General features: G+C 73.4%; 19 protein-coding genes. 10 read left to right on the top strand and 9 right to left on the bottom strand.

The features are described from left to right. Positions 1-200 precede the first annotated feature (200 nt). From ACH4N1_RS17805 to ACH4N1_RS17785, 5 genes are all read left to right on the top strand, one after another. The gene (locus ACH4N1_RS17805) at positions 201-1,130 is read left to right on the top strand and encodes a universal stress protein (protein ID WP_398098085.1); all 930 of its coding nucleotides are present in this window, start codon (positions 201-203) and stop codon (positions 1,128-1,130) included. 445 nt (positions 1,131-1,575) lie between these two features. After that, positions 1,576-3,834 carry a formate C-acetyltransferase gene (gene pflB, locus ACH4N1_RS17800; protein WP_398098083.1) on the top strand — a complete coding sequence of 753 codons (2,259 nt, stop codon included), beginning with the start codon at positions 1,576-1,578 and terminating at the stop codon, positions 3,832-3,834. Next, the gene (pflA, locus tag ACH4N1_RS17795; RefSeq protein WP_398098082.1) at positions 3,831-4,577 is read left to right on the top strand and encodes a pyruvate formate-lyase-activating protein; all 747 of its coding nucleotides are present in this window, start codon (positions 3,831-3,833) and stop codon (positions 4,575-4,577) included. Before pflB ends, pflA begins: the two co-directional genes overlap by 4 nt. A gap of 249 nt (positions 4,578-4,826) precedes the next feature. Beyond that, positions 4,827-6,533 (top strand): cytochrome c oxidase subunit I, encoded by a 1,707-nt coding sequence (ctaD, locus tag ACH4N1_RS17790; protein WP_398098081.1) that lies wholly within the window; start codon positions 4,827-4,829, stop codon positions 6,531-6,533. A 3-nt stretch (positions 6,534-6,536) separates the two neighbouring features. Beyond that, positions 6,537-7,097 carry a hypothetical protein gene (locus ACH4N1_RS17785; RefSeq protein WP_398098079.1) on the top strand — a complete coding sequence of 187 codons (561 nt, stop codon included), beginning with the start codon at positions 6,537-6,539 and terminating at the stop codon, positions 7,095-7,097. 99 nt (positions 7,098-7,196) lie between these two features. Here the strand turns inward: ACH4N1_RS17785 and ACH4N1_RS17780 are convergent, their stop codons facing one another. The 3 genes from ACH4N1_RS17780 to ACH4N1_RS17770 all read right to left on the bottom strand — a co-directional run bounded on the left by ACH4N1_RS17780 (position 7,197) and on the right by ACH4N1_RS17770 (position 12,173). Next, positions 7,197-8,768, bottom strand: a complete 1,572-nt coding sequence (locus ACH4N1_RS17780; protein WP_398098078.1) for an oleate hydratase — start codon at positions 8,766-8,768, stop codon at positions 7,197-7,199. 217 nt (positions 8,769-8,985) lie between these two features. Continuing rightward, the gene (locus ACH4N1_RS17775; protein WP_398098076.1) at positions 8,986-10,200 is read right to left on the bottom strand and encodes a globin domain-containing protein; all 1,215 of its coding nucleotides are present in this window, start codon (positions 10,198-10,200) and stop codon (positions 8,986-8,988) included. A 260-nt stretch (positions 10,201-10,460) separates the two neighbouring features. Beyond that, the gene (locus ACH4N1_RS17770) at positions 10,461-12,173 is read right to left on the bottom strand and encodes a SulP family inorganic anion transporter (RefSeq protein ID WP_398098074.1); all 1,713 of its coding nucleotides are present in this window, start codon (positions 12,171-12,173) and stop codon (positions 10,461-10,463) included. Between ACH4N1_RS17770 and ACH4N1_RS17765 the strand changes: the two genes are divergently transcribed. Then, complete coding sequence (locus ACH4N1_RS17765; protein ID WP_398098073.1) at positions 12,172-12,483, top strand: universal stress protein; 312 nt, start codon at positions 12,172-12,174, stop codon at positions 12,481-12,483. The genes ACH4N1_RS17770 and ACH4N1_RS17765 overlap by 2 nt on opposite strands. Positions 12,484-12,559: 76 nt before the next feature. Here the strand turns inward: ACH4N1_RS17765 and ppk2 are convergent, their stop codons facing one another. Continuing rightward, positions 12,560-13,363: a polyphosphate kinase 2 gene (ppk2, locus tag ACH4N1_RS17760; protein WP_398098072.1), complete on the bottom strand. Its 804-nt coding sequence runs from the start codon at positions 13,361-13,363 to the stop codon at positions 12,560-12,562. A gap of 212 nt (positions 13,364-13,575) precedes the next feature. On the opposite strand from ppk2, the gene ACH4N1_RS17755 reads away from it, so the two are divergent. The 4 genes from ACH4N1_RS17755 (at position 13,576) to ACH4N1_RS17740 (ending at position 17,186) form a co-directional block, all read left to right on the top strand. Continuing rightward, positions 13,576-14,016, top strand: coding sequence for a pyridoxamine 5'-phosphate oxidase family protein (locus ACH4N1_RS17755; RefSeq protein ID WP_398098070.1), 441 nt, complete (start codon positions 13,576-13,578; stop codon positions 14,014-14,016). A gap of 161 nt (positions 14,017-14,177) precedes the next feature. Beyond that, positions 14,178-14,801, top strand: coding sequence for a hypothetical protein (locus tag ACH4N1_RS17750; RefSeq protein WP_398098068.1), 624 nt, complete (start codon positions 14,178-14,180; stop codon positions 14,799-14,801). A gap of 278 nt (positions 14,802-15,079) precedes the next feature. Continuing rightward, a complete protein-coding gene (locus ACH4N1_RS17745; protein ID WP_398098351.1) occupies positions 15,080-15,772 on the top strand; it encodes a response regulator in 693 nt (230 codons plus the stop codon). A gap of 421 nt (positions 15,773-16,193) precedes the next feature. Then, complete coding sequence (locus ACH4N1_RS17740; RefSeq protein ID WP_398098067.1) at positions 16,194-17,186, top strand: Acg family FMN-binding oxidoreductase; 993 nt, start codon at positions 16,194-16,196, stop codon at positions 17,184-17,186. A 519-nt stretch (positions 17,187-17,705) separates the two neighbouring features. Here the strand turns inward: ACH4N1_RS17740 and ACH4N1_RS17735 are convergent. From ACH4N1_RS17735 to ACH4N1_RS17715, 5 genes are read right to left on the bottom strand one after another with little or no spacing between them, the layout of a single operon-like run. Further along, positions 17,706-18,341, bottom strand: a complete 636-nt coding sequence (locus tag ACH4N1_RS17735) for a vitamin K epoxide reductase family protein (RefSeq protein WP_398098065.1) — start codon at positions 18,339-18,341, stop codon at positions 17,706-17,708. Next, entirely contained in the window at positions 18,338-19,132 is a 795-nt protein-coding gene (gene narI / locus ACH4N1_RS17730) for a respiratory nitrate reductase subunit gamma (protein WP_398098063.1), read from the bottom strand. The genes ACH4N1_RS17735 and narI overlap by 4 nt, the downstream gene beginning before the upstream one ends. Continuing rightward, entirely contained in the window at positions 19,129-19,920 is a 792-nt protein-coding gene (gene narJ / locus ACH4N1_RS17725) for a nitrate reductase molybdenum cofactor assembly chaperone (protein WP_398098062.1), read from the bottom strand. The genes narI and narJ overlap by 4 nt, the downstream gene beginning before the upstream one ends. Next, positions 19,917-21,449, bottom strand: coding sequence for a nitrate reductase subunit beta (narH, locus tag ACH4N1_RS17720; protein ID WP_398098060.1), 1,533 nt, complete (start codon positions 21,447-21,449; stop codon positions 19,917-19,919). Before narH ends, narJ begins: the two co-directional genes overlap by 4 nt. A 1-nt stretch (position 21,450) precedes the next feature. Then, positions 21,451-25,149, bottom strand: coding sequence for a nitrate reductase subunit alpha (locus ACH4N1_RS17715; protein WP_398098059.1), 3,699 nt, complete (start codon positions 25,147-25,149; stop codon positions 21,451-21,453). Positions 25,150-25,417: the final 268 nt, after the last annotated feature.

Genomic DNA, 25,417 nt, shown 5'->3' with positions numbered 1-25,417 from the left:
CTTCCAGCGTCGGTCCGGGAGCCGCCGCCCGCGAGGTGCCGGCGGTCCCGCCCGCGGGGGCCGGTCGGCCCCGGAGGGGGCCTCGTCCCGTTCAGGGCCCAAAGGGCCGGTGTCCGGGCTGTTCGGCCCGGGGGCCGTCGCCCTCCGCCTGGGGCAGGCTGGGGGTGTCAGCAGGTCCCACGGACCGGGAGGGATGCGTCATGCTTCACGACATCGCCGTAGGGGTCGACGGCTCGCCCGCGGGTCTCGCGGCCGCGCACTGGGCGGCCCGGGAAGCCGGACGCCGGGGCACCGGGCTCAGGATCGTGCACGCCTGGCACCGCCACCCGCGACCCGCACCGGACGTACCGCTGGACCGCACCGAGCACCAGTGGGCCGAACAGGTCCTGCGGGAGGCGGCCGCCGCCGTGCGCGCGGCACATCCCGGCCTGCGGATCACCGAGCGTCTCGTGTGCGACGCCACGGTGGCCGCCCTGATCGCCACCGCCGCCGAGACCGACCTGCTGGTTCTCGGGTCGCTGGGCCTCGGGGCCGTGGGCGGGTTCGTGACGGGATCGGTGTCCCAGCGCGTGGTCGCCCGGTCCCCGAAGCCCGTGGTGCTGGTGCGGGCGGGCCGGGGCGAGGCGGGCGAGCACCTGCCGGCCGTGGACGGCATCGCACCGGAGGAGATCCCCGAGACCCCCTTCCGCCCGGTCGTCCTGGGACTGGACATCGGCCACCCCTGCGACGAACTCGTCGAGTTCGCCTTCGACGCCGCCCACCGCCGCGGCACCGGCCTGCGCGTGGTGCACGCCTTCCGCGTGCCGAACCGCCCCGCCTTCGACCCGGCGGAGACCGCCGCGCCCGCCGTCGCCGAACCGGCGCCCGGCCCGGAGGCGCCGGCGGCCCAGGAGGGCGCCGTGGCCGCCGTGCTGCGCCCCTGGCGGGAGAAGTACCCCACCGTCCGCGTGACCGAGACGGTGAGCGAGGGGCGGGCCACCGTCGCGCTGGTGCGCGCCGCGCGGCACGCCGGGCTCCTCGTGGTGGGCCGCCGGGCGAGCGCCCACCGCCTCGGCGCCCACACGGGGCCGGTGGCGCACGCCGCCCTGCACCACGTGGCCTGTCCCGTCGCCGTGGTCCCGCACGACTGAGCCCGGCACCGTCCTCGGCCCGCCTCCGCCGCCGGACCGTGCCGACGCCCGCCACGACCGGACCGACCCCACCGCGCGCGGCCGGACCCGATCCCCGCCACGACCGGACCCCCCCGCCACGACCGGACCCCCCCGCCACGACCGGACCCGGCCCCCGCCGCGCCCCCGTACGGCGCCCGGTGGTCCGGTGGTCCGCACCGTCCGACCCTCCGCCGCCGGCCGCGATCTCCGCGGCCGGCGGCGGACCGCTGCCCGCAGCCGCCGTCGCCCCGGCCGGAACGGCGGCGGCACGAAGGGCACCGCCGGAGCCGGGCCGCGCGGGGGCCGAAGGTCCCGGAACAGCGGGGCCGGGCGGGACCCGCGCGTGCACTGACCGGCACTGCCCGCCGCCGGCCGGGGCGAGCAACATCGACAGGGAGACAACGGCTCACCGAGAGGACCCGTGATGACCACGACGATGACAGCCGGCCCCCGCACCGCCGACGCCTGGCGGGAGTTCCGCGGCGGCACCTGGCGCGAACGCATCGACGTGCGCGACTTCATCCAGTCCAACTACACCCCGTACGAGGGCGACGCGGCCTTCCTGACCGGTCCCACCGACCGTACGCGGGCCGTCTGGGAGAAGGTCAGCGCGCTGTTCCCCGAGGAGCGTGAGCGCGGCATCCTCGACGTGGACACCGCGACCCCCTCGACGATCACCTCGCACGCCCCCGGCTGGATCGACCGCGACCGCGAGCTGATCGTCGGCCTGCAGACCGACGCCCCGCTCAAGCGCGCGATCATGCCGAACGGCGGCCTGCGCATGGTGCAGAACGGTCTGAAGGCGTACGGCTACGAGGCCGACCCGTTCGTGGACAAGGTCTTCGGGACCTACCGCAAGACCCACAACGACGGTGTCTTCGACGCCTACACCCCCGCCATGAAGGCGGCCCGCAGGGTCGGCATCATCACCGGGCTCCCCGACGCGTACGGCCGCGGCCGCATCATCGGCGACTACCGGCGCGTCGCGCTGTACGGCACCGACCGGCTGATCGAGGCCAAGCGCGCCGAACGCGCGGGGCTCGACGCCCGGCCGTCGAGCGAACACGTCATCCGGGACCGCGAGGAACTGGCCGAGCAGGTCCGGGCGCTGACCGAGCTGACCCGCATGGCGGCCACCTACGGCTGCGACGTCTCCCGGCCGGCCGCCACCGCGCACGAGGCCGTGCAGTGGCTGTACCTCGGCTACCTGGCGGCGGTGAAGGAGCAGAACGGCGCGGCGATGTCGCTCGGGCGCACCTCCACCTTCCTGGACGTCTACCTCCAGCGCGACCTGGACGAAGGCGTCCTCGACGAGGCACGCGCCCAGGAGCTGATCGACGACTTCGTCATCAAGCTGCGGATCGTCCGCTTCCTGCGCACCCCCGAGTACGACGCCCTGTTCTCCGGCGACCCGACGTGGGTCACGGAGTCGATCGGCGGCATCGGCGCGGACGGCCGCCCCCTGGTCACCCGCACCTCCTTCCGCTTCCTGCAGACCCTGTACAACCTCGGACCCGCCCCCGAACCGAACCTGACCGTGTTGTGGTCGCCGAGCCTGCCGGCGGGCTTCAAGGAGTTCTGCGCGCAGGTCTCCATCGACACCAGCGCCGTCCAGTACGAGTCGGACGAGCTGATGCGCCCGCGCACCGGCGACGACACGGCGATCGCCTGCTGCGTCTCCGCGATGGCGGTGGGTAAGCAGATGCAGTTCTTCGGCGCCCGCGTCAACCTCGCCAAGGCGCTGCTGTACGCCGTCAACGGCGGCCGGGACGAGATGACCGGCGACCAGATCACCCCCGAGATGCCCCCGCTGACCGGCGAGTACCTGGACTACGAGGAACTGACCGCGGCCTACGACAAGGTCCTCGACTGGCTGGCACAGACCTACGTCGACGCGCTCAACGTCATCCACTACATGCACGACAAGTACGCCTACGAGCGCATCGAGATGGCCCTCCACGACTATCCGGTCCATCGCTTCATGGCCTGCGGCATCGCCGGCCTCTCGGTCGCCGCCGACAGCCTGTCCGCCGTGAAGCACGCCCGGGTGCAGGTCGTCCGGGACGCCACCGGGCTGGCCGTGGACTTCCGCACCGAGGGCGAGTTCCCGGCCTACGGCAACAACGACGACCGTGCCGACGCCCTCGCCGTCGACCTGGTGGAGTCGTTCATGGCGAAGGTGCGCAAGCACCCCACCTACCGCGACGCCGAGCACACCCAGTCGGTCCTGACCATCACCTCCAACGTCGTCTACGGCAAGCACACCGGCAACACCCCCGACGGCCGGCGGGCCGGACAGCCCTTCGCACCGGGCGCCAACCCGATGAACGGCCGGGACCGGCACGGCGTGGCCGCCTCGGCCCTGTCGGTGGCCAAGCTGCCGTACGAGGCGGCGCGGGACGGCATCTCGCTGACGACGACGATCACCCCGGAGGGGCTGGGGCACGTCCCCGAGGAGCGCGCCGGGCACCTGGTCGGCATCCTCGACGGCTACATGTCCGCCGGTGGGTTCCACATGAACGTCAACGTCCTGAACCGGGCCACGCTCGAGGACGCGATGGCGCACCCCGAGAAGTACCCGGAGCTGACGATCCGGGTCTCGGGATACGCCGTCAACTTCGTCCGCCTGACGCGCGAGCAGCAGCTCGACGTGATCAGCCGCACCTTCCACGGATCGCTGTGAGCACCGCCGTCGGCCGCACCAAGGGCCGGATCCACTCCTGGGACCTGTCCACCGGCGTGGACGGTCCCGGGACCCGGTTCGTCCTCTTCGTCAGCGGCTGCCCGCTGCGCTGCCTGTACTGCGCCAACCCGGACACCTGGCACATGCGGGACGGGCGGGAGGCGACCGTCGACGAGGTGATGGCCGAGATCGACAAGTACCGGGCGTTCCTCACCGCGGCCGGCGGCGGAGTCACCCTCACCGGCGGGGAGCCCCTGCTCCAGCCCGCCCTGACCGGCGCCGTGCTGCGCCGCTGCAAGGAGGCCGGACTGCACACGGCGCTGGACACCTCCGGGTTCCTGGGTGCCCGCGCGACGGACGAACTGCTCGCCGACGTCGATCTGGTGCTGCTGGACGTCAAGTCCTTCGACGTCCCCACCTACCGGAAGCTGACCGGCGGCGAGGTGGCCCCCACCCTCAACTTCGCCACCCGCCTCGACCGGCTGGGCAAGCGGATGTGGGTCCGGTACGTGCTGGTCCCCGGCTGGACCGACGACCCCGAGGCCGTCGACGGGCTGGCCCGCTTCCTGTCCGGCCTCGACAGCGTCGAGCGGGTCGACGTCCTGCCCTTCCACAAGCTCGGGGCGGCCAAGTACGACGCCCTGGGCATCCCCTTCCCGCTGCGGGACACCCCCGTCCCCGACGCGGCCCTGGTCGACCGGGTCCGCGGCCAGTTCCGCGCGCACGGGCTGACGGCCCACTGACCGGCGCCTTCGCCGGGCCGGCGGTGCGGGCCGGCCCGGGGAGGTGAGAAGGGCCGTTGGGCCCAAGCGCGGACCGATGCCGGGGCCGTTCGACCCTAGTGGGGCGGGGGGCCCTTCCGGCGATCATGTGGCAGCGGCCGGGAGTGCCGCGCCATCCACCGTGCACAGGGCCCCGCCCTGCCATCGCTGCGACCCGTGCGTGCTTCCCGGCCCCTGAGCCACAGGAACAGATGGGGAGGACGCCGTCCGATGGACGAGGCGCAGTTGGACCAGGTGACACACGCGGGAGACGCACCGAGGCGTCCCGCGCCCCGCGAGGCCGGCCCGGCCGTGCGGACGGCGGCCCGGCCGGCCGGGCCGTCCTGGGCGGAGTGGCTGACGACCACCGACCACAAGAAGATCGGGACGATGTACCTGGTCACCGCGTTCGTGTTCTTCGTCGTCGGCGGCGTGATGGCCCTGCTGATGCGCGCCGAACTCGCCCGCCCCGGGCTGCAGATCATGTCGAACGAGCAGTTCAACCAGGCGTTCACGATGCACGGCTCGATCATGCTGCTGATGTTCGCCATGCCGCTGTTCACCGGCTTCGCCAACTGGATCATGCCGTTGCAGATCGGCGCCCCGGACGTGGCCTTCCCCCGGCTGAACATGCTGGCCTACTGGCTGTTCCTGTTCGGGTCCTCGATCGCGGCGTTCGGCTTCCTCACCCCCGAGGGCGCGGCCGACTTCGGGTGGTTCCTGTACGCCCCGCTGTCCGACGCCGTCCACTCGCCCGGGGTCGGATCCGACATGTGGATCATGGGCGTCGCGCTCTCCGGCTTCGGCTCCATCCTGGGCGCGGTCAACTTCATCACCACCATCATCTGCATGCGCGCACCCGGCATGACCATGTTCCGCATGCCGATCTTCACCTGGAACGTGCTGCTGACCGCCGTGCTGATCCTGCTCGTCTTCCCGGTCCTGGCGGCGGCCCTGTTCGCCCTGGAGTGCGACCGCAAGTTCGGCAGCCACATCTTCGACGCGGCCAACGGCGGCGCGCTGCTGTGGCAGCACCTGTTCTGGTTCTTCGGCCACCCCGAGGTGTACATCCTGGCGCTGCCGTTCTTCGGGATCGTCTCCGAGGTGATACCGGTGTTCGCGCGCAAGCCGATGTTCGGGTACATGGGCCTGATCGGCGCCACCATCGCCATCGCCGGCCTGTCGGTGACGGTCTGGGCGCACCACATGTACGTCACCGGCGGTGTGCTGCTGCCGTTCTTCTCCTTCATGACGTTCCTGATCGCGGTGCCCACCGGGGTGAAGTTCTTCAACTGGATCGGCACGATGTGGAAGGGCAGCCTCTCCTTCGAGACGCCGATGCTGTGGACGACGGGCTTCCTGATCACGTTCGTCTTCGGCGGACTGACCGGCGTCATCCTCGCCTCGCCGCCCATGGACTTCCACCTGTCCGACTCGTACTTCGTGGTGGCGCACTTCCACTACACGGTGTTCGGCACGGTCGTGTACGCCATGTTCGCCGGATTCCACTTCTGGTGGCCGAAGTTCACCGGCAAGATGCTCGACGAGCGCCTCGGCAAGATCACCTTCTGGACCCTCACGGTCGGCTTCCACCTCACCTTCCTGATCCAGCACTGGCTCGGCACCGAGGGCATGCCGCGCCGCTACGCCGACTACCTCGCCGCCGACGGGTTCACCGCCCTCAACACCCTGTCCACGATCGGCTCGTTCCTGCTCGGCCTGTCGATCCTGCCGTTCTTCTACAACGTGTGGAAGACCGCCAGGTACGGCAAGCCGGTCCAGGTCGACGACCCGTGGGGCTACGGCCGCTCCCTGGAGTGGGCGACCTCCTGCCCGCCGCCGCGCCACAACTTCACCTCGCTCCCGCGGATCCGCTCCGAGTCGCCGGCGTTCGACCTGCACCACCCGGAGATCGCCGAGACCGAAACGGCGGCGTGAGCCGTGGCACAGCCCGTCCTGGCCCTGGGCACCGCCCTGGTGACCGCCGCCGGCTGCGTCTGGTACCTGCCCGCCCTCGCGGAGGTGCGGGCGGGCGCCGACCGGCCCGACTCCCGCCGCAGCGCGGCGGCCGCCTGCCTGAGCGGATGGACCACGGTCGCGGGTCTCGCCGTACTGCTGCTGGTCGCCCGGACGTGGTGGCTGCCCGTGGCCGCGGCCGGATCGGGCGCGGCCGTCACGGCCGGTCTCCGGGTCCGGGCGGCCGCGCAGCGCCGACGTGAGGCGCGGGAGACCCTGCGCGACTGGGCGCTGCTGGGCCAGGGCCCGCCCCGCTCCGCCCGCCACCACTGCGCCACCCTCTTCGTCACCCTCCTGGGCGTCGGCCTGGCCGCCGCGGTGGGCTCGGCGGTCCTCGTGACGGCCGGCGGCGCCGGCCGGACCTGGGCGGTGGTCGCCGCACCCGCCGGGCTGACGGGCCTGTTCCTGGCCGTCGCGATCGTCCGGGCGGGTCCGGCCCGCCGCGGTGCGCGGGACCTCCCGGGGCAGCGGCGGCGAGACCGGTGACGAACGGCCCGGACGGGGGCACCGCGATCGCGGTGCCCCCGTCCGGGCCGTGTGCCGTGTGCCGTGGGCGCGATCGCGGTGACCGGCCGCGCCCCGGTCTCACCGGCGGTGCATGGTCTCCAGCGCGGCGGCCAGCACGTGCGGATCGTGGTGGCCCTTGTAGACCTCGGGCGGCCCCGAGGGCAGGCCGAGGAGCTGGGCCACGGCCGTCCACGCGGTGCGCACCGAGTACTCGACGGTGAAGACGACGTCGTCGGGCACCTCCGCGAACTGGCCGATGAAGGCGAGGTTGACCGAGCCGTCCGGGACGACCTTCGGCCGGTCGTGGCGGCGACGGGCCAGGAACTGACTGGTGACGTACGGCATGAGGCACGGCACGACGGTGGAGGTCTTCAGGACCCGGTCCCGCACCGCCTCGTCGAACGGCAGGTGATGCAGCACCTCTTCGAGGATCTCCCGGCCGGAACACATCGTCATCGGCTTCGGCGTGTGGTTGCCCGCACGGCCCGGGAACAGGCCGTAGCCCCACCACACCGAGACGCCGTCGGGCTGGTCGCGGTAGACGGGCTGACGCTGGGCGACGAGGGTGAGCAGCCAGTTGGAGCCGGTGAAGGTCATCAGGCCGCCCCGGCCGGTCTCGCGGCCGCTGAACTCCGCGAGCGCGTCCAGGAAGGCGGGGTCCTCGGCGGTGACCGTGAACGACTCCCAGCGCGACTCCTTGACGCGCTTGTCGAAGGCGGCCGGGTTCCCGAAGTCGGCACGACCGCGGGACAGCCGGTGCCACAGCAGCCAGGCGTCCGAGCGGTGGGGGTGCTCGGGCGGCGCGGCGGTGTGGGAGCCGAGGCTGGAGGCGTCGGTCATGGACCCGTTGGTCACCAGGACCAGGTCCTCGGGGGCCACGGCGATCTTCTCGTTCCGTCCGTGCCGGGAGAGATGGACGGTCTCGACCGTGGTGCCGCGGTGCCCCGGCGCGAGTCCGAGGTCGGTGACGTGGCAGCCGGTGTGCACGGTGACGCCCCGTTCGCGCAGCCACGTGCTCAGCGGGCGCACGAGGGAGTCGTACTGGTTGTAGCGGGTGCGCTGGATGCCGGACATCGAGCCGAACCCGGGGAAGAGGTGGACGAAGCGCCTGAGATAGCGGCGGAACTCGATCGCGCTGTGCCAGGGCTGGAAGGCGAACGTGGTGCACCACATGAACCAGAAGTTCGTGGTGAAGAAGTGCTCGCCGAAGCAGTCGCTGATCCGCTTGCCGTCGAAGTGCCCCTCGGGCGCGGCCAGACAGCGCACCAGGTCCAGGCGGTCGCGTTCGGAGAACCCCATCGAGCGGGTGTCGACGATCTTCCCGTCCGCGTCGACGAGCCGCGCGATGTCGTCCCAGGCGAACTCCTCGTGCCCGGAGAGGATCTCCTGCGTGACCGACACCGAGGGGTCGTCGAGGGAGGGAATGCCGGACAGCAGGTCGTACGTGCAGCGGTACTCGGCCTCGAACATCCGCCCGCCGCGCATGGTGTAGCCGGCTTCGGGAGTGCCGCCCGCGTCCAGGCTGCCGCCGATGTCGCGCTTCTCCTCGAAGAGGTGGATGTCCGCACCGTCGAACCCGCCCTCGCGGATCAGGAACGTGGCCGCGGCGAGTGCCGCCATCCCGCTGCCCACCAGATACGCCTTGGCCATCGCACACCACTCCTCGTTCCGGTCACCCGGCCGGTGACCCACGGCCACAGCCTCTCCCGCGCCGGTCGGCGCCGTCAGGGGGCCGTTGGTCACCGGTGCGGTCCGAACGGCCCCGACGTCGCCGTCGGGCGGGCACGCGAAAGGCCCGGCCGGTGAACCGTCACCGACCGGGCCCGTGTCCACCGCGGCCCCACTCCGCGGTGTCCTCCCCCCGCTGTCAGGCCGCCGTGCCGGGCAGCCACAGGTCGGGGCCGAAGACCTCGTAGCGGATGCCGCGTGCCGGAACCCCGGCGCGCAGCAGCTGTGCGCGTGCCTCGCGCATGAACGGCAGCGGGCCGCACAGGAACACCGTGGAACCGGCGGGCACGTCGATGCCGTCGAGGTTCATCAGGCCTTCGCGGGCGTCGGGTTCCTCCGCACCGGGACGCTCGTACCAGAACACGGCGCGCGCGTTCGGCAGCCGCTCGACGAGCCCGCGGGTGTCGGCGCGCAGGGCGTGGTCGGCGGGGGAGCGGTCGGCGTGCAGGACGAGCACCGGGCGGGTCGAACCCAGGGCTTCGAGGTGGGCCAGGATGCCGGTCATGGGGGTGCCGCCGATGCCCGCGGAGACCAGCGTGACCGGGGTGCCGGCGTCGGCCGGGTCGTCGAGGAAGACATCGCCGAAGGGCGCGGAGAGCGTCAGCTCGTCGCCCTCGCGGACCTGCTCGTGGAGCAGGCCGGAGACCTCGCCGTCCGGCGTTCCGGCCGCCCCGGCGACCCGCTTGACGGTGATCCGCCGCAGGTCGCCGCCCGGTTCGCCGGACAGGCTGTACTGGCGCAGCTGGTGCACGCCGTCGGCCATCCGGACCCGGACACTCACGTACTGGCCCGCCCGCGCGCGCGGCGCCGGCCGGCCGTCGGCGGGACGCAGCAGGAAGGACACCACGTCCGGGGTCTCGGTCCGGCGTTCGACGACCGTCCACCGCCGCCACACCTTGCCGGGCTCCACGCCCGCGTCCTGGTACAGGCGGGCCTCCCGGCCGATCAGGGCGCCGGCCATCAGCCAGTACACCTCGTCCCAGGCGGCCGCCACCTCCGCGGTGACGGCGTCGCCGAGAACCTCGGCTATCGCGCCGAAGAGGTACTTGTGCACGATGGTGTACTGGTCGTCGGTGACACCGACGGCGGCGTGCTTGTGGGCGATGCGGTCCAGCAGGGTGTCCGGGCGGGTGTCCGGGTCGTCGAGGAGCGCGGTGGCGAACCCGGCGATCGAACCGGCGAGGGCGCGGCGCTGTGCTCCGCTGGCCTGGTTGCCGCGGTTGAACATCCCGTCGAGCAGTTCGGGCCGGTCGCGGAACATCGCGCCGTAGAAGCGGGTGGTGATCTCGTCGAGCGCGCCGGCCACGGCGGGCAGGGTCGCACGGATCACGGCGGCGGATTCTGCGGACAGCATGGAGCCTCCCGGGCAGGGGGACGAGGGGGAAGTGCGCCGCGTCGCGTCGGGCGGCACCTTCTGTGTAGCAGGCACCCGGCCGTGTTTCGGCGCTGTTTCGCGCCACCGGGCGAAGCAGGGCCGAACGGCCCCGCGGTTCGGGCACATCGGCCCCCGCGGTCCGCTCCGGCACGGGACCGGTCGGCCCCGGGACGGCCTCCCGCCCGGCCCTGTCCCGCGCCCCGCCGGGGTGTACGCCGGGGCGCACCCCGGCCGGCGGCCTACCGGTCGCGGCACCACGTCCGGTACGCGGCCACGGCCGTCGGCAGGGTGGGGAAGACGCGGTCGTGGCCCACGGCCTCGGTGAGGCCGTACGCCGTCAGGTCGTCCAGCAGGTCCTGCTTGACACGGGCCAGGGCGAAGACGACGCCGCGGTGGGTGAGTTCGCGGCGCAGGGCGTCCAGCGCGTCCAGAGCGGTGATGTCGACCTCCACGTTGGCCTCGGCGTTCAGGACGAACCAGCGGACCGGCTCCGGCTGTTCGTCGACGGCGGCCAGGGCGCGGTGGCGGAAGTCCTCGGCGTTGGCGAAGAAGAGGGGGGAGTCGTAGCGGTAGACCAGCAGACCGGGGATCGTGCGGGCCTGCGGGTAGTCGTCGACGTCGTGCATGCCCGCGACACCGGGGACCAGACCCAGGACGGCGTCGTGCGGGCGGGCCACCCGGGAGAGCAGCTCGGCCACGGACAGGCCGACGGCGACCAGCACGCCGTACAGGATGTCCAGGGCGAGGACCCCGGTCAGGCAGCCGAGCGCCAGCAGGAGTTCGCGGCGCCGGAACCCCGCCAGGCGCCGGAACCCCGCCAGGTCGATCATGCGCACGGCCGCGTAGACGACGAGCGCCCCGAGGACCACCGTGGGGGTCCGGGACAGCAGCGGGCTCAGGAACAGCAGCACGGAGAGGACGCCCACCCCGGCGACCAGCGAGTACGCCTGGCTGCGCGCGCCGGCCGAGGCGGCGAGCGCGGTGCGGCTGGCGCTGCTGCTGACCGGAAAGCCCTGCAGTGCGCCGGCGCCCAGGTTGGCGGCCCCGAGGGCGAGGAACTCCTGGTTGGCGTCGAGCCCGGGGCCCTCGTCGTCGCGCCGGGCGTAGGCCCGCGCGGTGAGGATGAAGTCGGTGTAGCCGACCAGGAGGACCCCGACGGCGGGAAGCACCAGCCGGGGCAGGTCCGTCAGGCTCGGCAGGGCCGCGGCGGGCAGGCCCGAGGGGACGTCGCCGATCACCTTCAGGCCGAACCGGTCGTCCAGGCCGAAGAGGGAGACCGCCGCCGTTCCGGCCACCACGACGAGCAGGGGACCGGGGACGGCGCGGAAGAGCCGGGCCACGGTGAAGAGGACCACGAGCGCCACGGCGGCACCCAGCACCGTGGCCGTGTGCACGTCCCCCGCGTGCGTGACGAACGACCACAGCTGGGGGAAGAAGGCGGAACCCGTCGTGCGGACACCGGTCAGCTTGGGCAACTGGTCCACGATCATGATCAGCGCCACGCCGCCCAGGTAGCCGATCAGCACCGGCCGGGACAGCAGGTCCGCGACGAAGCCGAGCCGCGCCGCCCACGCCAGCACGCACAGCAGGCCGACCGTGACGGCCAGGGCGGCGGCCAGCGCCGCGTACCGGGCCGGATCGCCCGCGGCGAGCGGCCCCACCACGGTCGCCGTCATCAGCGCGGTCGTCGATTCCGGGCCGACCGACAGCAGACGGGACGAGCCGAACACGGCGTACAGGCCGAGCGCGGGCAGGATCGCCCACAGTCCGGCGACCGGCGGCAGGCCGGCCACACCGGCGTACGCCATCACCTGGGGCACGAGATACGCGGCCACGGTCGCCCCGGCCAGCACGTCGCCCTTCAGCCACGCGCGCCGGTAGCCGCGCAGCGCACCGAGTCCGGGCAGCAGACGGCGCCACCCGTGGCCGTGGCGGACGGAACTCTCGGACATGATCCTCCTCGGGCCGAAGGATCTCACGGACGTCGGCACCCCGGGCAGGCCGTACGCGGCGGTGCGACGCGGTACCGACGGTGGCCCCGGGGGCCCGCGGTCTCTGCACCGCCCCCGCTCCCGGCGCCACCCTGGGGCCCGAACCCCGGTCCCCGCCCGTCAGGTCCTGCTCGACGCCTCGCGCGAGGCCGGCCTGCTGGTGGTCGGGGCCACCCGCCGTGAGGGGCGCCTCGGCCTCCGGCTCGGCCGGGTCGCCCACGAGGCGCTGCGCCGCTCCGCCTGCCCGGTGGGGGTCGTACCGCACCGGTGACCCGACCCCCACCGGGCGGCCCGGGGTCTTTCGTCCGGACCGGGGCGGCGAGCCCGGTCCGGTCCGGACGGGAAGCTCAGAGGTTCGCCGCGTGGTCGGGGACGTAGGTCCGCAGATCGCGCGGCGAGCGCTCGTAGCCGGTCGACGACGGCCTGGGCGGCAGTTCGAGCACCGGCGGCGGCACCTCGTGGTACGGCACGGAGTCCAGGAGATGGGCGATCATGTTCAGCCGCGCCCGGCGCTTGTCGTCGCTCTCCACCACGAACCACGGCGCCTCGACGATGTCGGTGTGCACCATCATCTCGTCCTTGGCCCGGGAGTACGCCTCCCAGTGGGTGATCGACTCCAGGTCCATGGGGGACAGCTTCCAGCGCCGCAGGGGATCCTCCAACCGCCGCCGGAAACGCTCCTGCTGCTCGGTGTCGCTCACCGAGAACCAGTACTTGCGCAGCAGGATGCCGTCCTCGACCAGCATCCGCTCGAAGATCGGGCACTGCCGCAGGAACAGCTGGTGCTCCTCCTTGGTGCAGAAGCCCATCACGTGCTCGACGCCGGCCCGGTTGTACCAGGAACGGTCGAACAGGACGATCTCCCCGGCGGCCGGCAGATGCTCCACGTACCGCTGGAAGTACCACTGGGTCCGCTGGCGCTCGGTCGGCTTGGGCAGCGCCGCGATCCGCGCCACGCGGGGGTTGAGGTTCTCGGCGACCCGCTTGATGGTGCCGCCCTTGCCCGCCGCGTCCCGGCCCTCGAACACCACGACCAGCCGGGCGCCCTCGGCGCGCACCCACTCCTGGAGCTTCACCAGCTCCGTCTGCAGGCGCAGCAGCTCCCGCTCGTACGCCGCGCGGGGCACCTTCGCCGTCCTCTTGTCGGTCATGCCGTCTCCCTCGCCCGATGTCCTGCGTCGATGCGCCCAACGTAATCCCCCGGCTCCCCGGTTCGAGGAGCGGGACACCGTACCGACCGGCCGTGCGACGACGGGGCGTTCTCCGGCCCGGCCGGGACCCATGGCCCTCGTTCCCGGGAACTCCTCCGGCGCACAGTGGAGGGACGTGACACCGCTGGACCAGGCGAAGGACGGTCTGCCCCATGTACTCCGACGACGGCTTCCGCGAACTCGAGCGGCACGACTGCCTGCGGCTGATGGCCCGGGCGCCCGTCGGCCGCGTCGTCTACACCCGACGGGCCCTGCCCGCCGTGCTGCCGGTCGACTTCGCCCTGGACCGCGACGGCGCCGTCCTGCTGCGCACCTCCGCGGCCTCGGAGCTGGCCCGCGCCGTCGACGGCGCGGTGGTGGCCTTCGAGACCGACGAGGTCGACGTCGCCCGGCGCTCCGGCTGGAGCGTCGTCGTCACCGGGCGGGCCACGGTGGTGACCGACCCGGCCGAACGCGACCGCCTGGCCCGCACCGGCCCCGACTCCTGGGTGCCCGCGCCGCAGGAGGTCCTCGTCCGCATCGAACCCGAGCTGGTCACCGGGCGGGAGCTGGCCGCCGGCCGCCCCCCGTACGGGCTGCACCTCATCGCCTGAACCCCGGTCCCCGATCCCGAACAGCCCCGCGCACACGGGACGTTCGGCCCGTGGTCCGGGGTCCTGCAGCCCCTCTCGGGGGAGTTGACGACGCGGGACATTGAAGGTGCAACGAGAGTCCACCACAACCGGCGCCTCCCCCCTCGAAAGGGATGAGCATCATGGCACTCCACGACCACCCGCACCGGCACCTGGGATTCCGCTTCCCCTCCCCGGCGCGGACCTCGACGGCTCCCGCCTCCGCCGACGAGGCGACCGCCGCGGCCACCGCGACGCGGGCGCACGTGTTCGCCGGGCTCCGCCTGCTGACCGGCTTCGTCTTCCTGTGGGCCTTCCTCGACAAGACCTTCGGCCTCGGCTACGCCACCGGCTCCGGCAAGGGGTGGATCGACGGCGGCTCGCCCACGAAGGGATTCCTCGGCTCCGTCGCCGTGGGCCCGATGGAGTCCACCTTCCACGACTGGGCCGGCGCTGCCTGGGCGGACTGGCTGTTCATGCTCGGTCTGCTCGGCATCGGCCTCGCCCTGATCGCGGGCATCGGCCTGCGGCTCGCCGCGGTCGCCGGAACCGTGATGATGGCGCTCATGTGGGTCGCGGAGTGGCCGCCCGCCCAGCACCTCTCCGACGGGTCGGCGAGCATGTCGACCAACCCGTTCGCCGACTACCACCTCGTCTACGCCGTCGTCCTCATCGCCCTCGCGGCCGCGGGCGCCGGAGCCACCTGGGGCCTGGGCAGGGTCTGGGCGCGGCTTCCCTTCGTCAGCCGTAACCGCTGGCTCCTGTGAGGACCCGCGTGATCGCACGGACCGGAAGCACCTCCGCCCACCGGCGGCGGTGCTTCCGGTCGTTCGTGGCCCCCGGCCGGTCCGGGCGCGGCCCGCAATGGGACGATCGGGTGGCCGGGCGGTCAACGGGGCACCTGGGCGAGTAGGGCCGGTCGGCCCTGGCCCTTCGGCCCGGTGTCGAGCAGGATCTACTGCGACAATGGCCGGCAGTACCCGTTCGGGCGAGGCCCGGCCGGAATTCGGACGATGCAGAACGAATGCGGAACGAGGAGTATCTGATGGCGGACGGCGAGCAGCCCGGACCCGGCAACCCGATCCGGGTCTTCCTGCTGGACGATCACGAGGTGGTTCGGCGCGGGGTGCACGACCTGCTCGACGACGAGCCGGACATCACCGTGGTCGGCGAGGCCGCCACCGCCGAGCAGGCCCTGGTGCGCGTGCCCGCACTGCGCCCCCAGGTCGCCGTGCTCGACGTGCGCCTCCCGGACGGCGACGGCGTGTCCGTGTGCCGGGAGCTGCGCTCCCAGATGCCGGAACTGACCTGCCTGATGCTCACCTCGTTCGACGACGAGGAGGCACTGCTGGACTCGATCATGGCGGGCGCCTCCGGTTACGTGCTGAAGCAGATCCAGGGCTCCGACCTGGTGTCGGCGGTGCGGACGGTAGCCGCCGGCCAGTCCCTGCTCGACCCCAGCGCCACCGCCAAGCTGATGGCCCGCCTGCGCCAGGGCCAGGAGCCGGAGCCCGAGCCCGACGCCCTGCCGGGACTGACGGAGCGGGAGCGGGAGATCCTGGCCCTCATCGGTGAGGGGCTGACCAACCGCCAGATCGGCCAGCGGCTGTACCTGGCGGAGAAGACGGTGAAGAACCACATCTCCCGGCTGCTGGCCAAGCTCGGGGTGGAGCGCCGCATCCAGGCCGCCGTGATCGCCACCCAGGCCCAGGACCGGCTCAGGCACCAAGGCCGCTGACGCCGCCGGGCGAGCCGTGGGGCCGGAGGCCTCCCGGCTCCGCCCGGCCGGATTCCTCCGCCCGGCCGGATTCCTCCGCCCGGCCGGATTCCTCCGCCCGGCCAGGTCCCGCCCCCGCCCCGCCACGTCCCCCCGCCCCGTCCGGCCCCGCGCCATGAGCGCGCCGGAGGGGGCGTCGGTGCGTGCGCCGTCCGGGACCCGGTGCCTCCCCCTCCGGCGGCGGCCGCGCGCGGACGGGAGGGCCGACCGGCCCCGGCTCGGGGACCATGGGGACGTTGCGCGTCCCGCCCTCCGCGTGATGTGTGGAGGGCAGGAACGACGCAGGAGCACCGACGGTGCGCCGGAACGCACGCGGTCCCGCCGGCCGGGGTACCCGGTACCGGGGACCGGTGCCGTCCCGGTGCCGTGCGAGGAGGATGCCATGGCCGAGCGACCGCTCGACGCGGACACGGTGAGCGCGCTGGTGGCCGAGGCCGCCACGGCGCCGTCCATGCACAACGCGCAGCCCTGGCGGTTCCGCTGGCTGAGCGGCGAGCGCGTCCTGCTGCTGCGGGCCGACCTCGAGCGGGCCATGCCCCGCTCCGATCCCGACAACCGGGCGCTGTACATCGGGTGCGGGGCCGCCCTGTTCAACCTGCGGGTCGCCGCGGCCCACGCGGACCTCGCGCCGCGGACGACGCTGCTGCCCGAGCCGGACGACCCGCTGCTGCTCGCCGCCGTCCGGCTGGCCGACGCGGCCGGCGCCACGGGCGACGAGGAACTGGTGCGGCTGCACCCGGCGATCCGGCAGCGGCACACCAGCCGCCATCCCTTCGCCGAGAAGGACATCCCCGAGGAGGTGCGGGCCGCGTTGCGGGACGTCGCCGCGCGGGAGGGGGCCGCGCTGGACTTCCCCGGCCCGTGGCACTCCGAGACCGTGCTCGGCCTGGTGCGCGACGCCGAGAGCCGTGACGTCATCGACCCGCACGTCAACGAGGACCTGGTCCGCTGGACGCGGCTCGGAGCCGAGGCCGACACCGCCGTCGACGGTGTCCCCGAGTACGCGTTCGGGCCGCGCAGACGGGACGGCAGGGCCCCGGTACGGGACTTCACGGGCCGCCGGCAGGTGGCCGACCGCGGCACCACCGACTTCGAGCGCACCCCGCTGCTCGCCCTGCTGAGCACCCCGGGGGACGGTCCCGCCGACTGGCTGCGGGGCGGGCAGGCCATGGAACGCGTGCTGCTGGAGGCCACGCTGGCGGACCTGGCCACCTCCCTGAGCTCCCACTCCCTGGAGGACCGCACCCTGCGCCTGCTGACCCGCGACCCGGGATCGGACACCGGCAGCGTGCAGATGGTGCTGCGCCTCGGCTACGGACCGCGGGGCCCGGCCACCCCCCGCCGCCCGGTCCGGGACGTGCTGGAGCTCGCGTGAGCGGGACCGGCCGATCGGGGCCCCCCGGGGCGCGGGGGGGCCCCGCGGGCCGGGGGCCGCGCCCGGGGGGGGCGGGGGGGGCGGGGGGCGCGGGGGGCGGGGCGGGGGCGGGGGCGGCGGGGGGCGGGGGGGGGGCCGGGGGGGGGGGCCCCGGGCGGGGGGCCCCCCGGGGGGGGGGGGCCCCCCCCCTCGGCCGGTGGCACGAGCCGGCGTGGGCCGGGCGCGGCGGCGGGCGCGGCGGCGGGCGCGGCGGCGGGCGCGGCGGCGGGCGCGGGTCAGGCCGCGGAGGGCGTCCCGGGTCCGGACGGCTCCGGGGCGGGCAGCATGGTCAGCGGCATGACGCTGGGCTCGGTGGCGCACACCGTGTGCGGCGGGCAGGCAGGCAGGCGGGCGGGCAGAGGGGAGGGTGGATCCAGCTCCCCGGACCCGCCCACGTCCTCTCCTCGCCCAGGCTGAGGCCGTGCCTGCCCCGGACGACCTGGACGACCACGGGCAGGGCGGAGGCGTCGGCCGGGCCCGTCACGGCAGGCTGCTCCAGTACGGCCAGAACCGGGTGAGGACGAGCAGCGCGATCACTCCGTACCAGGCCCCCAGGAGCATCCAGTGCGTGTCCCGCAGGACCGCCCACGCCCCCGGCGGGACGCGGACGATCCCGCGCTCCAGGCAGTGCAGGGCGGTGTACCAGAACAGGGCGATGGTCACGACCCACACGACGGCGCAGTAGGGGCAGAGCTTGTCGAGCGTGTACAGCGACTGGCCGATCAGCCAGTGGACGAACACCACCCCCACCAGCGCCCCGGTGGTGAGCGCGAGCCACAGCCGGCGGTGCAGGCGTGCCCCCGAGAGCACGGCGGCCCCCAGGGCGGTCACCGCGGCGAACGCGCCCAGCCCCAGCAGCATGTTCGGGAAGCCGAACAGACTGCCCTGGGGGCTGGACATGACGCTGCCGCAGCTCACCACGGGACTGATGTTGCAGGGCGGCCGGTAGGACGGGTCGCGGAGCAGCCGCCAGTCGTCCACGGTGAGCTGGAAGGAGGCCAGCCAGCCGACGGCCCCGGTGAGGACCATCACCCATCCCGTGCGGCGGCCCGCCCCCACCGCGGACGGGCGCCGGACGGCCGGGGCGTCGGGAGCGAGCGCGCGTCCGTGACTCATGCGGCTCGCCGGGAGCCCGCCGCCGTCCGGCCGCGGCCGCCCGCCCTCGCCCCCGCGCCCGGAGCCGGTGCCGGCGCGGTTCGCCGCCGGTAGACCAGGTACGGACGGGCGAGGTACCCGATCGGCGCGCTCCACACGTGGACGAGCCGGGTGAACGGCCAGGCCGCGAAGAGCAGGAAGGCGGACAGGGCGTGCAGCTGGAACAGCAGCGGGGCCCCGGCGATCGCCTCCGGCTGCGGCTGGAGGACGAACAGGCCGCGGAACCAGACGGAGACGGTCGCGCGGTAGTCGTAGCCGGCGCCGAAGACGTTGTGCGCGGCCGTGGCCGTGATGCCCAGCAGGACGGTCGCCGACAGCAGCGGGAAGAGGACCTTGTCGCTGCGGTCGGTGCCCAGGCGGATCTGCCGGGTCAGGAGCCGGCGGGTGCACAGCATGCCCAGCCCGGTCACCATGGCGACGCCCGCCACCGAACCGGCCCAGACGGCCGTGGTGTGGTAGGCGTGCTCGGTGATGCCGACGGCCTCGGTCCACGTGTCGGGAACGGCGAGCCCCACCACGTGCCCGGCGATGACCATGAAGGCGCCGAGGTGGAACAGCGGACTGCCCCAGCGCAGCCAGCGGTGTTCGAGGAGCTGGCTGGTGCGCGAGGTCCAGCCGAACTGGTCCTGGCGGTAGCGCCAGACGTGCCCGGCCACGAACACGGCGAGGCACACGTAGGGCACGGCGACCCACAGCAGGAGATCGGCGCCGCTTGCCGGGGCGGCGGCCGAGGGGGACAGCGCGGCGTTCATCGGGGGCCTTCCGTACGGATGGTCGGGGCGGGCGGCACACGGGTCGGCGGAGCGGGTACCGGCGGCACGAAGGTGCCCGGAGGGGCGAACTCCCCGTCTCCGTAGGTGCCGTAGGGGTCGAGGCCGACGTCCTCGTTCGGCGGGCCCTCGGCGACGAGCCGGGCCACCGCCGCGCGGTCCGCCTCGGTGGGCGGCGGCAGCAGGGTGAGCAGCGCGGCCAGGACGTGCCGGTAGGGCGAGCCGGCGTCGGTGAGGGCCCGGTGGATCAGCTCCAGGCCGCGGTGGTGCTGGCGCAGCGGGGCCTCGCCGCCGCCGGGGCCGGCCAGGGCGGCGAACTCCAGCACGACCGGCAGGTGGTCGGGCAGCTCGCCGCCGTCGGTGTCCCAGCCGGCGGCCTTGTACCGCTGGTTCAGGGTGAGCAGGGCCATGCCCCGGCGGCGGGTGTCGCCGTGCAGGTAGTACGTGAGGTAGAGGCTGCTCTTGCGGCGCAGGTCGAACATCTCGACGTAGTGCCGCTCAAGGTCCTCCGGTTCCTGCCCGGCGAACCAGGAGGCGAAGTCGGCCAGGTGTCCGGCGGCGGGCGTGGCCGGCAGCGCCTCGGCGGCGGCCGTCAGCACCGGCCGGGCCGCGACGAGTTCGGCGTCCGGGTACTGCAGCAGCAGGGAGCACATGCGCAGCACCAGGGTGCGCGCCTCGGCCTCTTCGGGGGTGAGCCGGGCCGGGCGGCGCACGGCCGCCCGGACACGGGTGCGGACCAGGGCGGGGATCGTGGAGGGCAGCGGACTCATGCGGGGTCTCCCGTGGACTTGCGGCGCAGGGTGGGGATGCCGAGCATCACCCGTCGGCCACCGGCGTCGGCCGGTTCGCCGGACGACTCGACCGGGCAGCGGTTCTCCATCGCGCTCAGCGCGGCCGCGTCCTCCTTGTGCGCGGCGGGCACCACGTAGCGGTCGGAGTACTTGGCGACGGCGAGCAGCCGGTGCATGTCCTCGGCCTCCCGGACGGTGAGGCCGACGGCCTTCAGCACGGACTCGTCGCCCTCCTCGCCGAGGGAGCGCTCGCGCATGTACGAGCGCAGCGCGGTGAGCTTCATCAGCACCCCGGCGACGACGTCGGCGTCGCCGGCGGCGAACAGCTCCGCCAGGTACTCCAGGGGGATGCGCAGCCGGGTGACGGCGGCGAAGACGTGGTCCGGGTCGTCCTGGTTGCCGCCCGCCGCGTCCACGGCGTCCAGGACGGGGGAGAGCGGCGGGACGTACCAGACCATGGGCAGCGTGCGGTACTCCGGGTGCAGCGGGAGGGCCACCTTGTACCGCGTGACCAGGTCGTACACGGGGGAGCGGCGGGCGGCGTCCAGCCAGTCCTCGGGGATGCCGGACTCCCGCGCGGCGGCGACGACCTCGGGGTCGTGCGGGTCGAGGAAGACACCGCGCTGCGCGTCCAGCAGGTCCTTCTCGTCCGGGGTGGCCGCGGCCTCGCCGACGCGGTCGGCGTCGTAGAGCAGCAGGCCGAGGTAGCGCAGCCGTCCGACGCAGGTCTCGGAGCAGACGGTGGGCTGGCCGGCCTCGATGCGCGGGAAGCAGAAGGTGCACTTCTCGGCCTTGCCGGTGGCGTGGTTGACGTACACCTTCTTGTAGGGGCACGCCGTCACGCACATCCGCCAGCCGCGGCACTTGTCCTGGTCGACCAGGACGATGCCGTCCTCGACCCGCTTGTACATCGCGCCGGACGGACAGGCCGACACGCAGGCCGGGTTGAGGCAGTGCTCGCACAGCCGGGGCAGGTGGAAGAGGAAGGTCTGCTCGAACTCGAACTTGACCTTCTCGGCCCACTCCCCGGTGAGGTTGGGGTCGGCGCCGGCGTTCTCGGCCGCGCCGCCGAGGCCGTCCTCCCAGTTGGCTCCCCAGGTGATGGCGGTGGGCTTGCCGGTGAGGACCGAGCGGGGGCGGGCGACCGGCATGTCGGGCCCGGCCGGGGCGCTGATCAGGTTGTCGTAGTCGTAGGTGACCGGCTCGTAGTAGTCCTCGATGGACGGCAGGTCGGGGTTGGAGAACAGCGACAGCAGGCGCTTCAGCCGTCCGCCGGAGCGCAGGACGAGGCGTCCGCGCTTGTCGAGCATCCAGCCGCCCTTCCAGTGCTCCTGGTCCTCGTAGCGGCGCGGGTAGCCGACGCCGGGCTTGGTCTCGACGTTGTTGAACCAGGCGTACTCGACTCCGGTGCGGTTGGTCCACGTCTGCTTGCAGGTGACCGAACAGGTGTGACACCCGATGCACTTGTCGAGGTTCATCACCATCGCGATCTGCGCCATGACCCTCATGTCAGTACTCCACTTGCTGGCTGCGGCGGCGGATGACGGTGACCTCGTCGCGCTGGTTGCCGGTCGGGCCGTAGTAGTTGAAGGCGTAGGTGAACTGGGCGTAGCCGCCCGCGAGATGGGTGGGCTTGAGCAGGAGCCGGGTCAGCGAGTTGTGGATGCCGCCCCGCCTGCCGCTGACCTCGGTCTTCGGGACGTTCACGTTGCGGTCCTGGGCGTGGTACATGTACACGGTGCCGGCGGGCATGCGGTGGGTGACCACGGCGCGGGCGGCGACGACGCCGTTGCGGTTGTACGCCTCGATCCACTCGTTGTCCTTGACGCCGATCCTCTCGGCGTCCTCCAGCGACATCCAGATGACCGGGCCGCCGCGGGACAGGTCGAGCATGTACTTGTTGTCCTGGTAGTTCGAGTGGATGGACCACTTCGAGTGCGGGGTCAGGTAGCGGACCGTGACCTCCGCCCGGCCGTCCTCGTGCAGGTGCTCGTCGCCGTAGTGCCGCGGGGTGTTCAACGGCGGCCGGTAGACCGGCAGTTGCTCACCCAGCTCGGTCATCCAGTCGTGCTGGACGAAGAAGTGCTGCCGGCCGGTGAGTGTGTGCCAGGGCTTCTTGTGCTCGGTGTTGATGACGAACGGCGAGTAGCGGCGCCCGCCGGTCTCACTGCCTGACCACTCGTAGGAGGTCATCACGGCACGCGGCTGGGTGCGGGTGTCGGCGAAGGTGATCCGTTCCGCCTCCCGCTCCGAGGCCAGCTCGACCAGCCCCTCGCTGCCGGTCTGCCGCTCCAGTTCGCGGAACCCCTCGGTGGCCAGCCGCCCGTTGGTGGTGCCGGACAGCGCGAGGATCGCCTCGCACATGTCGGAGGCGGTGGCCAGCGAGGGCCGCCCGGCGGCGACACCGTCGCGGACGGTCCCGCAGCGCCGCCGCAGCTCGTCGATCTCCTGGTCCGGGTGGACGGTGACGCCCTTGGTGGTGGTGCCCAGCGTGTCGAGGAGGGGGCCGACGGCGCGCATCTTCTGCGCGGTGGCGGCGTAGTCCCTTTCGACGACGACCAGTTTGGGCATGGTCCGCCCGGGAACCGGCTCGCACTCGCCGGCCTTCCAGTCCCGGACGACCCCGCCCGGCTGGGCGAGTTCGTCCGGGGTGTCGTGCAGCAGCGGCACGGCGATGACGTCGGTGCGGGCGCCGAGGTGCTCGGCGGCCAGGTCGCTGAACCTGTCGGCGATGGTCAGGAACGTGTCGTAGTCGGTGCGGGCCTGCCAGGGCGGGGAGATGGCCGGGGTGAAGGCGTGCACGAAGGGGTGCATGTCCGTGCTGGACAGGTCGTCCTTCTCGTACCAGGTGGCGGCCGGCAGGACGACGTCGGAGAGCAGGCCGGTGGACGTCATCCGGAAGTCCATGGTGACCAGCAGGTCGAGTTTGCCCTCGGGGGCCTCCTCCCGCCACACCACCTCCTCGGGCCGGCCCTCGGGCGGGGTCTCCTCGGAGCGCACCGCCGCGTCGGTGCCCAGCAGGTGGCGCAGGAAGTACTCGTTGCCCTTGCCGGAGGAGCCGAGCAGGTTGGCCCGCCACACGGTCAGCACCCGCGGGAAGTTGGCCGGGTCGTCGGGGTCCTCGGCGGCGAACCGCAGCCGCCCGGACCTCAGTTCGTCGACGACGTGCTCGGCGACCGGCCGGCCCGCGGCGGCCGCCTCGTCGGTCAGGTCGAGCGGGTTGCGGTTGAAGCCGGGGTGACCGGGCGTCCAGCCCAGCCGCACGGCCTGCGCCAGGGTGTCCGCGAAGCCCTTGCCCTTGAAGCGGCCCTCGCCCAGCGGCGACGCCAGCTCGTCCGGCCCGAACGCCTCGTAGCGCCACTGGTCGGAGTTCAGGTACCAGTACGACGTGCCCGCCATGTGCCGGGTGGGGCGCTGCCAGTCGAAGGCGAACGCGAGGTGTTGGAGGCCGGTGAGCGGGCGGACCTTCTCCTGGCCGACGTAGTGTGCCCAGCCGCCGCCGTTGACGCCCTGGCAGCCGGTCATCGTCGTCAGCGCGAGGAAGGCCCGGTAGATGGTGTCGGAGTGGAACCAGTGGTTGGTGCCGGCCCCGAGCGCGATCATGGAACGGCCGTTGGTGCGCTCGGCGTTGCGGGCGAACTCGCGGGCGATGCGCGCCGCCTGCTCGGCGGGGACGGAGGTGACCGTCTCCTGCCAGGCGGGCGTGTACGGCTCGGCCGCGTCGTCGTACGAGGTGGGCCAGGTGCCCGGCAGGCCGGGGCGCGCGACGCCGTACTGCGCCAGCATCAGGTCGAAGACCGTGGTGACCAGGCGCCCGCCGATCCGCCGTACCGGCACCCCGCGGACCATGACCGAGCCGCCCTCGGTGCCGCCCTCGTCGAAGCGGGGCAGCGCCACGGCCGCGGTGTCCTCCGCGCTCTCGAACAGGCTCAGCTCGGGCACGGTGTCGCCCAGGTCGAGGTTCCAGCTGCCCTGCCCCGTCTCGCCCCAGCGGAAGCCGAGGGAGCCGTTGGGCACGACCGGTTCACCGGTGGCCGAGTCGACGAGGACGGTCTTGGACCCGGCGTTCTCCGTGTCGTGTCCGAGGTCGGCGGCGGTCAGGAACCCGTCCGGGACGAGCCCGCGCTCGTGTTCGCGCAGGGTCACCAGGAACGGGGCGTCGGTGAACTTGCCCAGGTAGTCCCGGAAGTAGGGCACTTCGCGGTCGACCAGGAACTCGCGCAGGATCACGTGGCCCATCGCCATCGCCAGCGCCCCGTCCGTGCCCGGGTGCGGGGCGAGCCACTCGTCGGCGTGCTTGACGTTGTCGGCGTAGTCGGGGCTGACCGCGACGACCTTGGTGCCGTTGTAGCGGGTCTCGGTCAGGAAGTGCGCGTCGGGCGTGCGGGTGACGGGGATGTTGGAGCCCCACATGATCAGGTAGCCGGCGTTCCACCAGTCCGCCGCCTCCGGTACGTCGGTCTGGTCGCCGAAGACCTGCGGCGAGGCGATCGGCAGGTCGGCGTACCAGTCGTAGAAGGACAGCAGGGTGCCGCCGATCAGCGAGTGGTACCGGGCGCCCGCCGCGAACGACGCCATCGACATCGCCGGGATGGGGGAGAAGCCCGCGACCCGGTCGGGGCCGTACTCCTTGACGGTGTGCACCTGGGCGGCGGCGACCAGCTCGCTCACCTCGTCCCAGTCCGCGCGCACCAGGCCGCCCTTGCCGCGGGCCCGCTTGTAGGCGCGGGCCTTCGCCGGGTCGGAGGTGATCTCGGCCCAGGCCGCCACGGGGTCGCCGAGGCGCCGTCTGGCCTCGCGCCACAGCTTGAGCAGGGCGCCGCGGACGTAGGGGTAGCGGACCCGGCTGGGCGAGTACGTGTACCAGGAGAAGGAGGCGCCGCGCGGACAGCCGCGCGGCTCGTACTCGGGACAGTCCGCGCCGATCGAGGGATAGTCGGTGGCCTGGTGCTCCCAGGTGATGATCCCGTCCTTGACGTACACCATCCACGAGCAGGAACCGGTGCAGTTGACCCCGTGCGTGGAGCGCACCACCTTGTCGTGCGCCCAGCGGTCGCGGTAGAAGCCCTCCCAGGCCGGGTCCCCCTCGCCGAACACGGCACGCCCGTCGGCGGACACCTCGCGGCGGGTGAGCAGCCTGCGGGCGGCCAGCGGCCAGCCCTCACCGGTGCGCGGCGCCTGACGCCGCGCGTTCTGATCGTTCTCCATGGCCGGAACGCTAGGGGGCGCGCACTCCGGCGCACCTGGGCCCGGCGGTCCCTGCCGGACGACCTTCCGGCCCTATCCGGCCGACCGCAATAGGGCCGAACGGTCCTCCCGGCGGGGGCCGGTCGGCCGGGGAACGGGTGGGTCCGGAGGTGCATGCTGGGCACTGATCGAACCGCGCAGGCCCGTCCGGACGACCGCATCCAGCGCCTGCCGGGCGGCCGAATCCCCCGTCCCCGGCCGCCGCGGGCGCAGCGCGCACGGAGCGCGG

Source organism: Streptomyces sp. NPDC017202 (assembly GCF_044331705.1).
In the GTDB taxonomy this organism is placed as follows: domain Bacteria; phylum Actinomycetota; class Actinomycetes; order Streptomycetales; family Streptomycetaceae; genus Streptomyces.
This window is presented reverse-complemented; position numbering and strand designations above follow the sequence as displayed.

Bases quoted from the DNA above. Each gene is read 5' to 3' on its own strand.
- ACH4N1_RS17715 (WP_398098059.1), bottom strand. From the start codon at position 25,149: ATGGAGAACGATCAGAACGCGCGGCGTCAGGCGCCGCGCACCGGTGAG.
- ACH4N1_RS17745 (WP_398098351.1), top strand. From the start codon at position 15,080: ATGGCGGACGGCGAGCAGCCCGGACCCGGCAACCCGATCCGGGTCTTC.
- narH (WP_398098060.1), bottom strand. From the start codon at position 21,449: ATGAGGGTCATGGCGCAGATCGCGATGGTGATGAACCTCGACAAGTGC.
- ACH4N1_RS17735 (WP_398098065.1), bottom strand. From the start codon at position 18,341: ATGAGTCACGGACGCGCGCTCGCTCCCGACGCCCCGGCCGTCCGGCGC.
- ctaD (WP_398098081.1), top strand. From the start codon at position 4,827: ATGGACGAGGCGCAGTTGGACCAGGTGACACACGCGGGAGACGCACCG.
- pflB (WP_398098083.1), top strand. From the start codon at position 1,576: ATGACCACGACGATGACAGCCGGCCCCCGCACCGCCGACGCCTGGCGG.
- ACH4N1_RS17770 (WP_398098074.1), bottom strand. From the start codon at position 12,173: ATGTCCGAGAGTTCCGTCCGCCACGGCCACGGGTGGCGCCGTCTGCTG.
- ACH4N1_RS17805 (WP_398098085.1), top strand. From the start codon at position 201: ATGCTTCACGACATCGCCGTAGGGGTCGACGGCTCGCCCGCGGGTCTC.
- ACH4N1_RS17780 (WP_398098078.1), bottom strand. From the start codon at position 8,768: ATGGCCAAGGCGTATCTGGTGGGCAGCGGGATGGCGGCACTCGCCGCG.
- ppk2 (WP_398098072.1), bottom strand. From the start codon at position 13,363: ATGACCGACAAGAGGACGGCGAAGGTGCCCCGCGCGGCGTACGAGCGG.
- ACH4N1_RS17750 (WP_398098068.1), top strand. From the start codon at position 14,178: ATGGCACTCCACGACCACCCGCACCGGCACCTGGGATTCCGCTTCCCC.
- narJ (WP_398098062.1), bottom strand. From the start codon at position 19,920: ATGAGTCCGCTGCCCTCCACGATCCCCGCCCTGGTCCGCACCCGTGTC.
- ACH4N1_RS17755 (WP_398098070.1), top strand. From the start codon at position 13,576: ATGTACTCCGACGACGGCTTCCGCGAACTCGAGCGGCACGACTGCCTG.
- narI (WP_398098063.1), bottom strand. From the start codon at position 19,132: ATGAACGCCGCGCTGTCCCCCTCGGCCGCCGCCCCGGCAAGCGGCGCC.
- ACH4N1_RS17740 (WP_398098067.1), top strand. From the start codon at position 16,194: ATGGCCGAGCGACCGCTCGACGCGGACACGGTGAGCGCGCTGGTGGCC.
- ACH4N1_RS17765 (WP_398098073.1), top strand. From the start codon at position 12,172: ATGATCCTCCTCGGGCCGAAGGATCTCACGGACGTCGGCACCCCGGGC.
- ACH4N1_RS17775 (WP_398098076.1), bottom strand. From the start codon at position 10,200: ATGCTGTCCGCAGAATCCGCCGCCGTGATCCGTGCGACCCTGCCCGCC.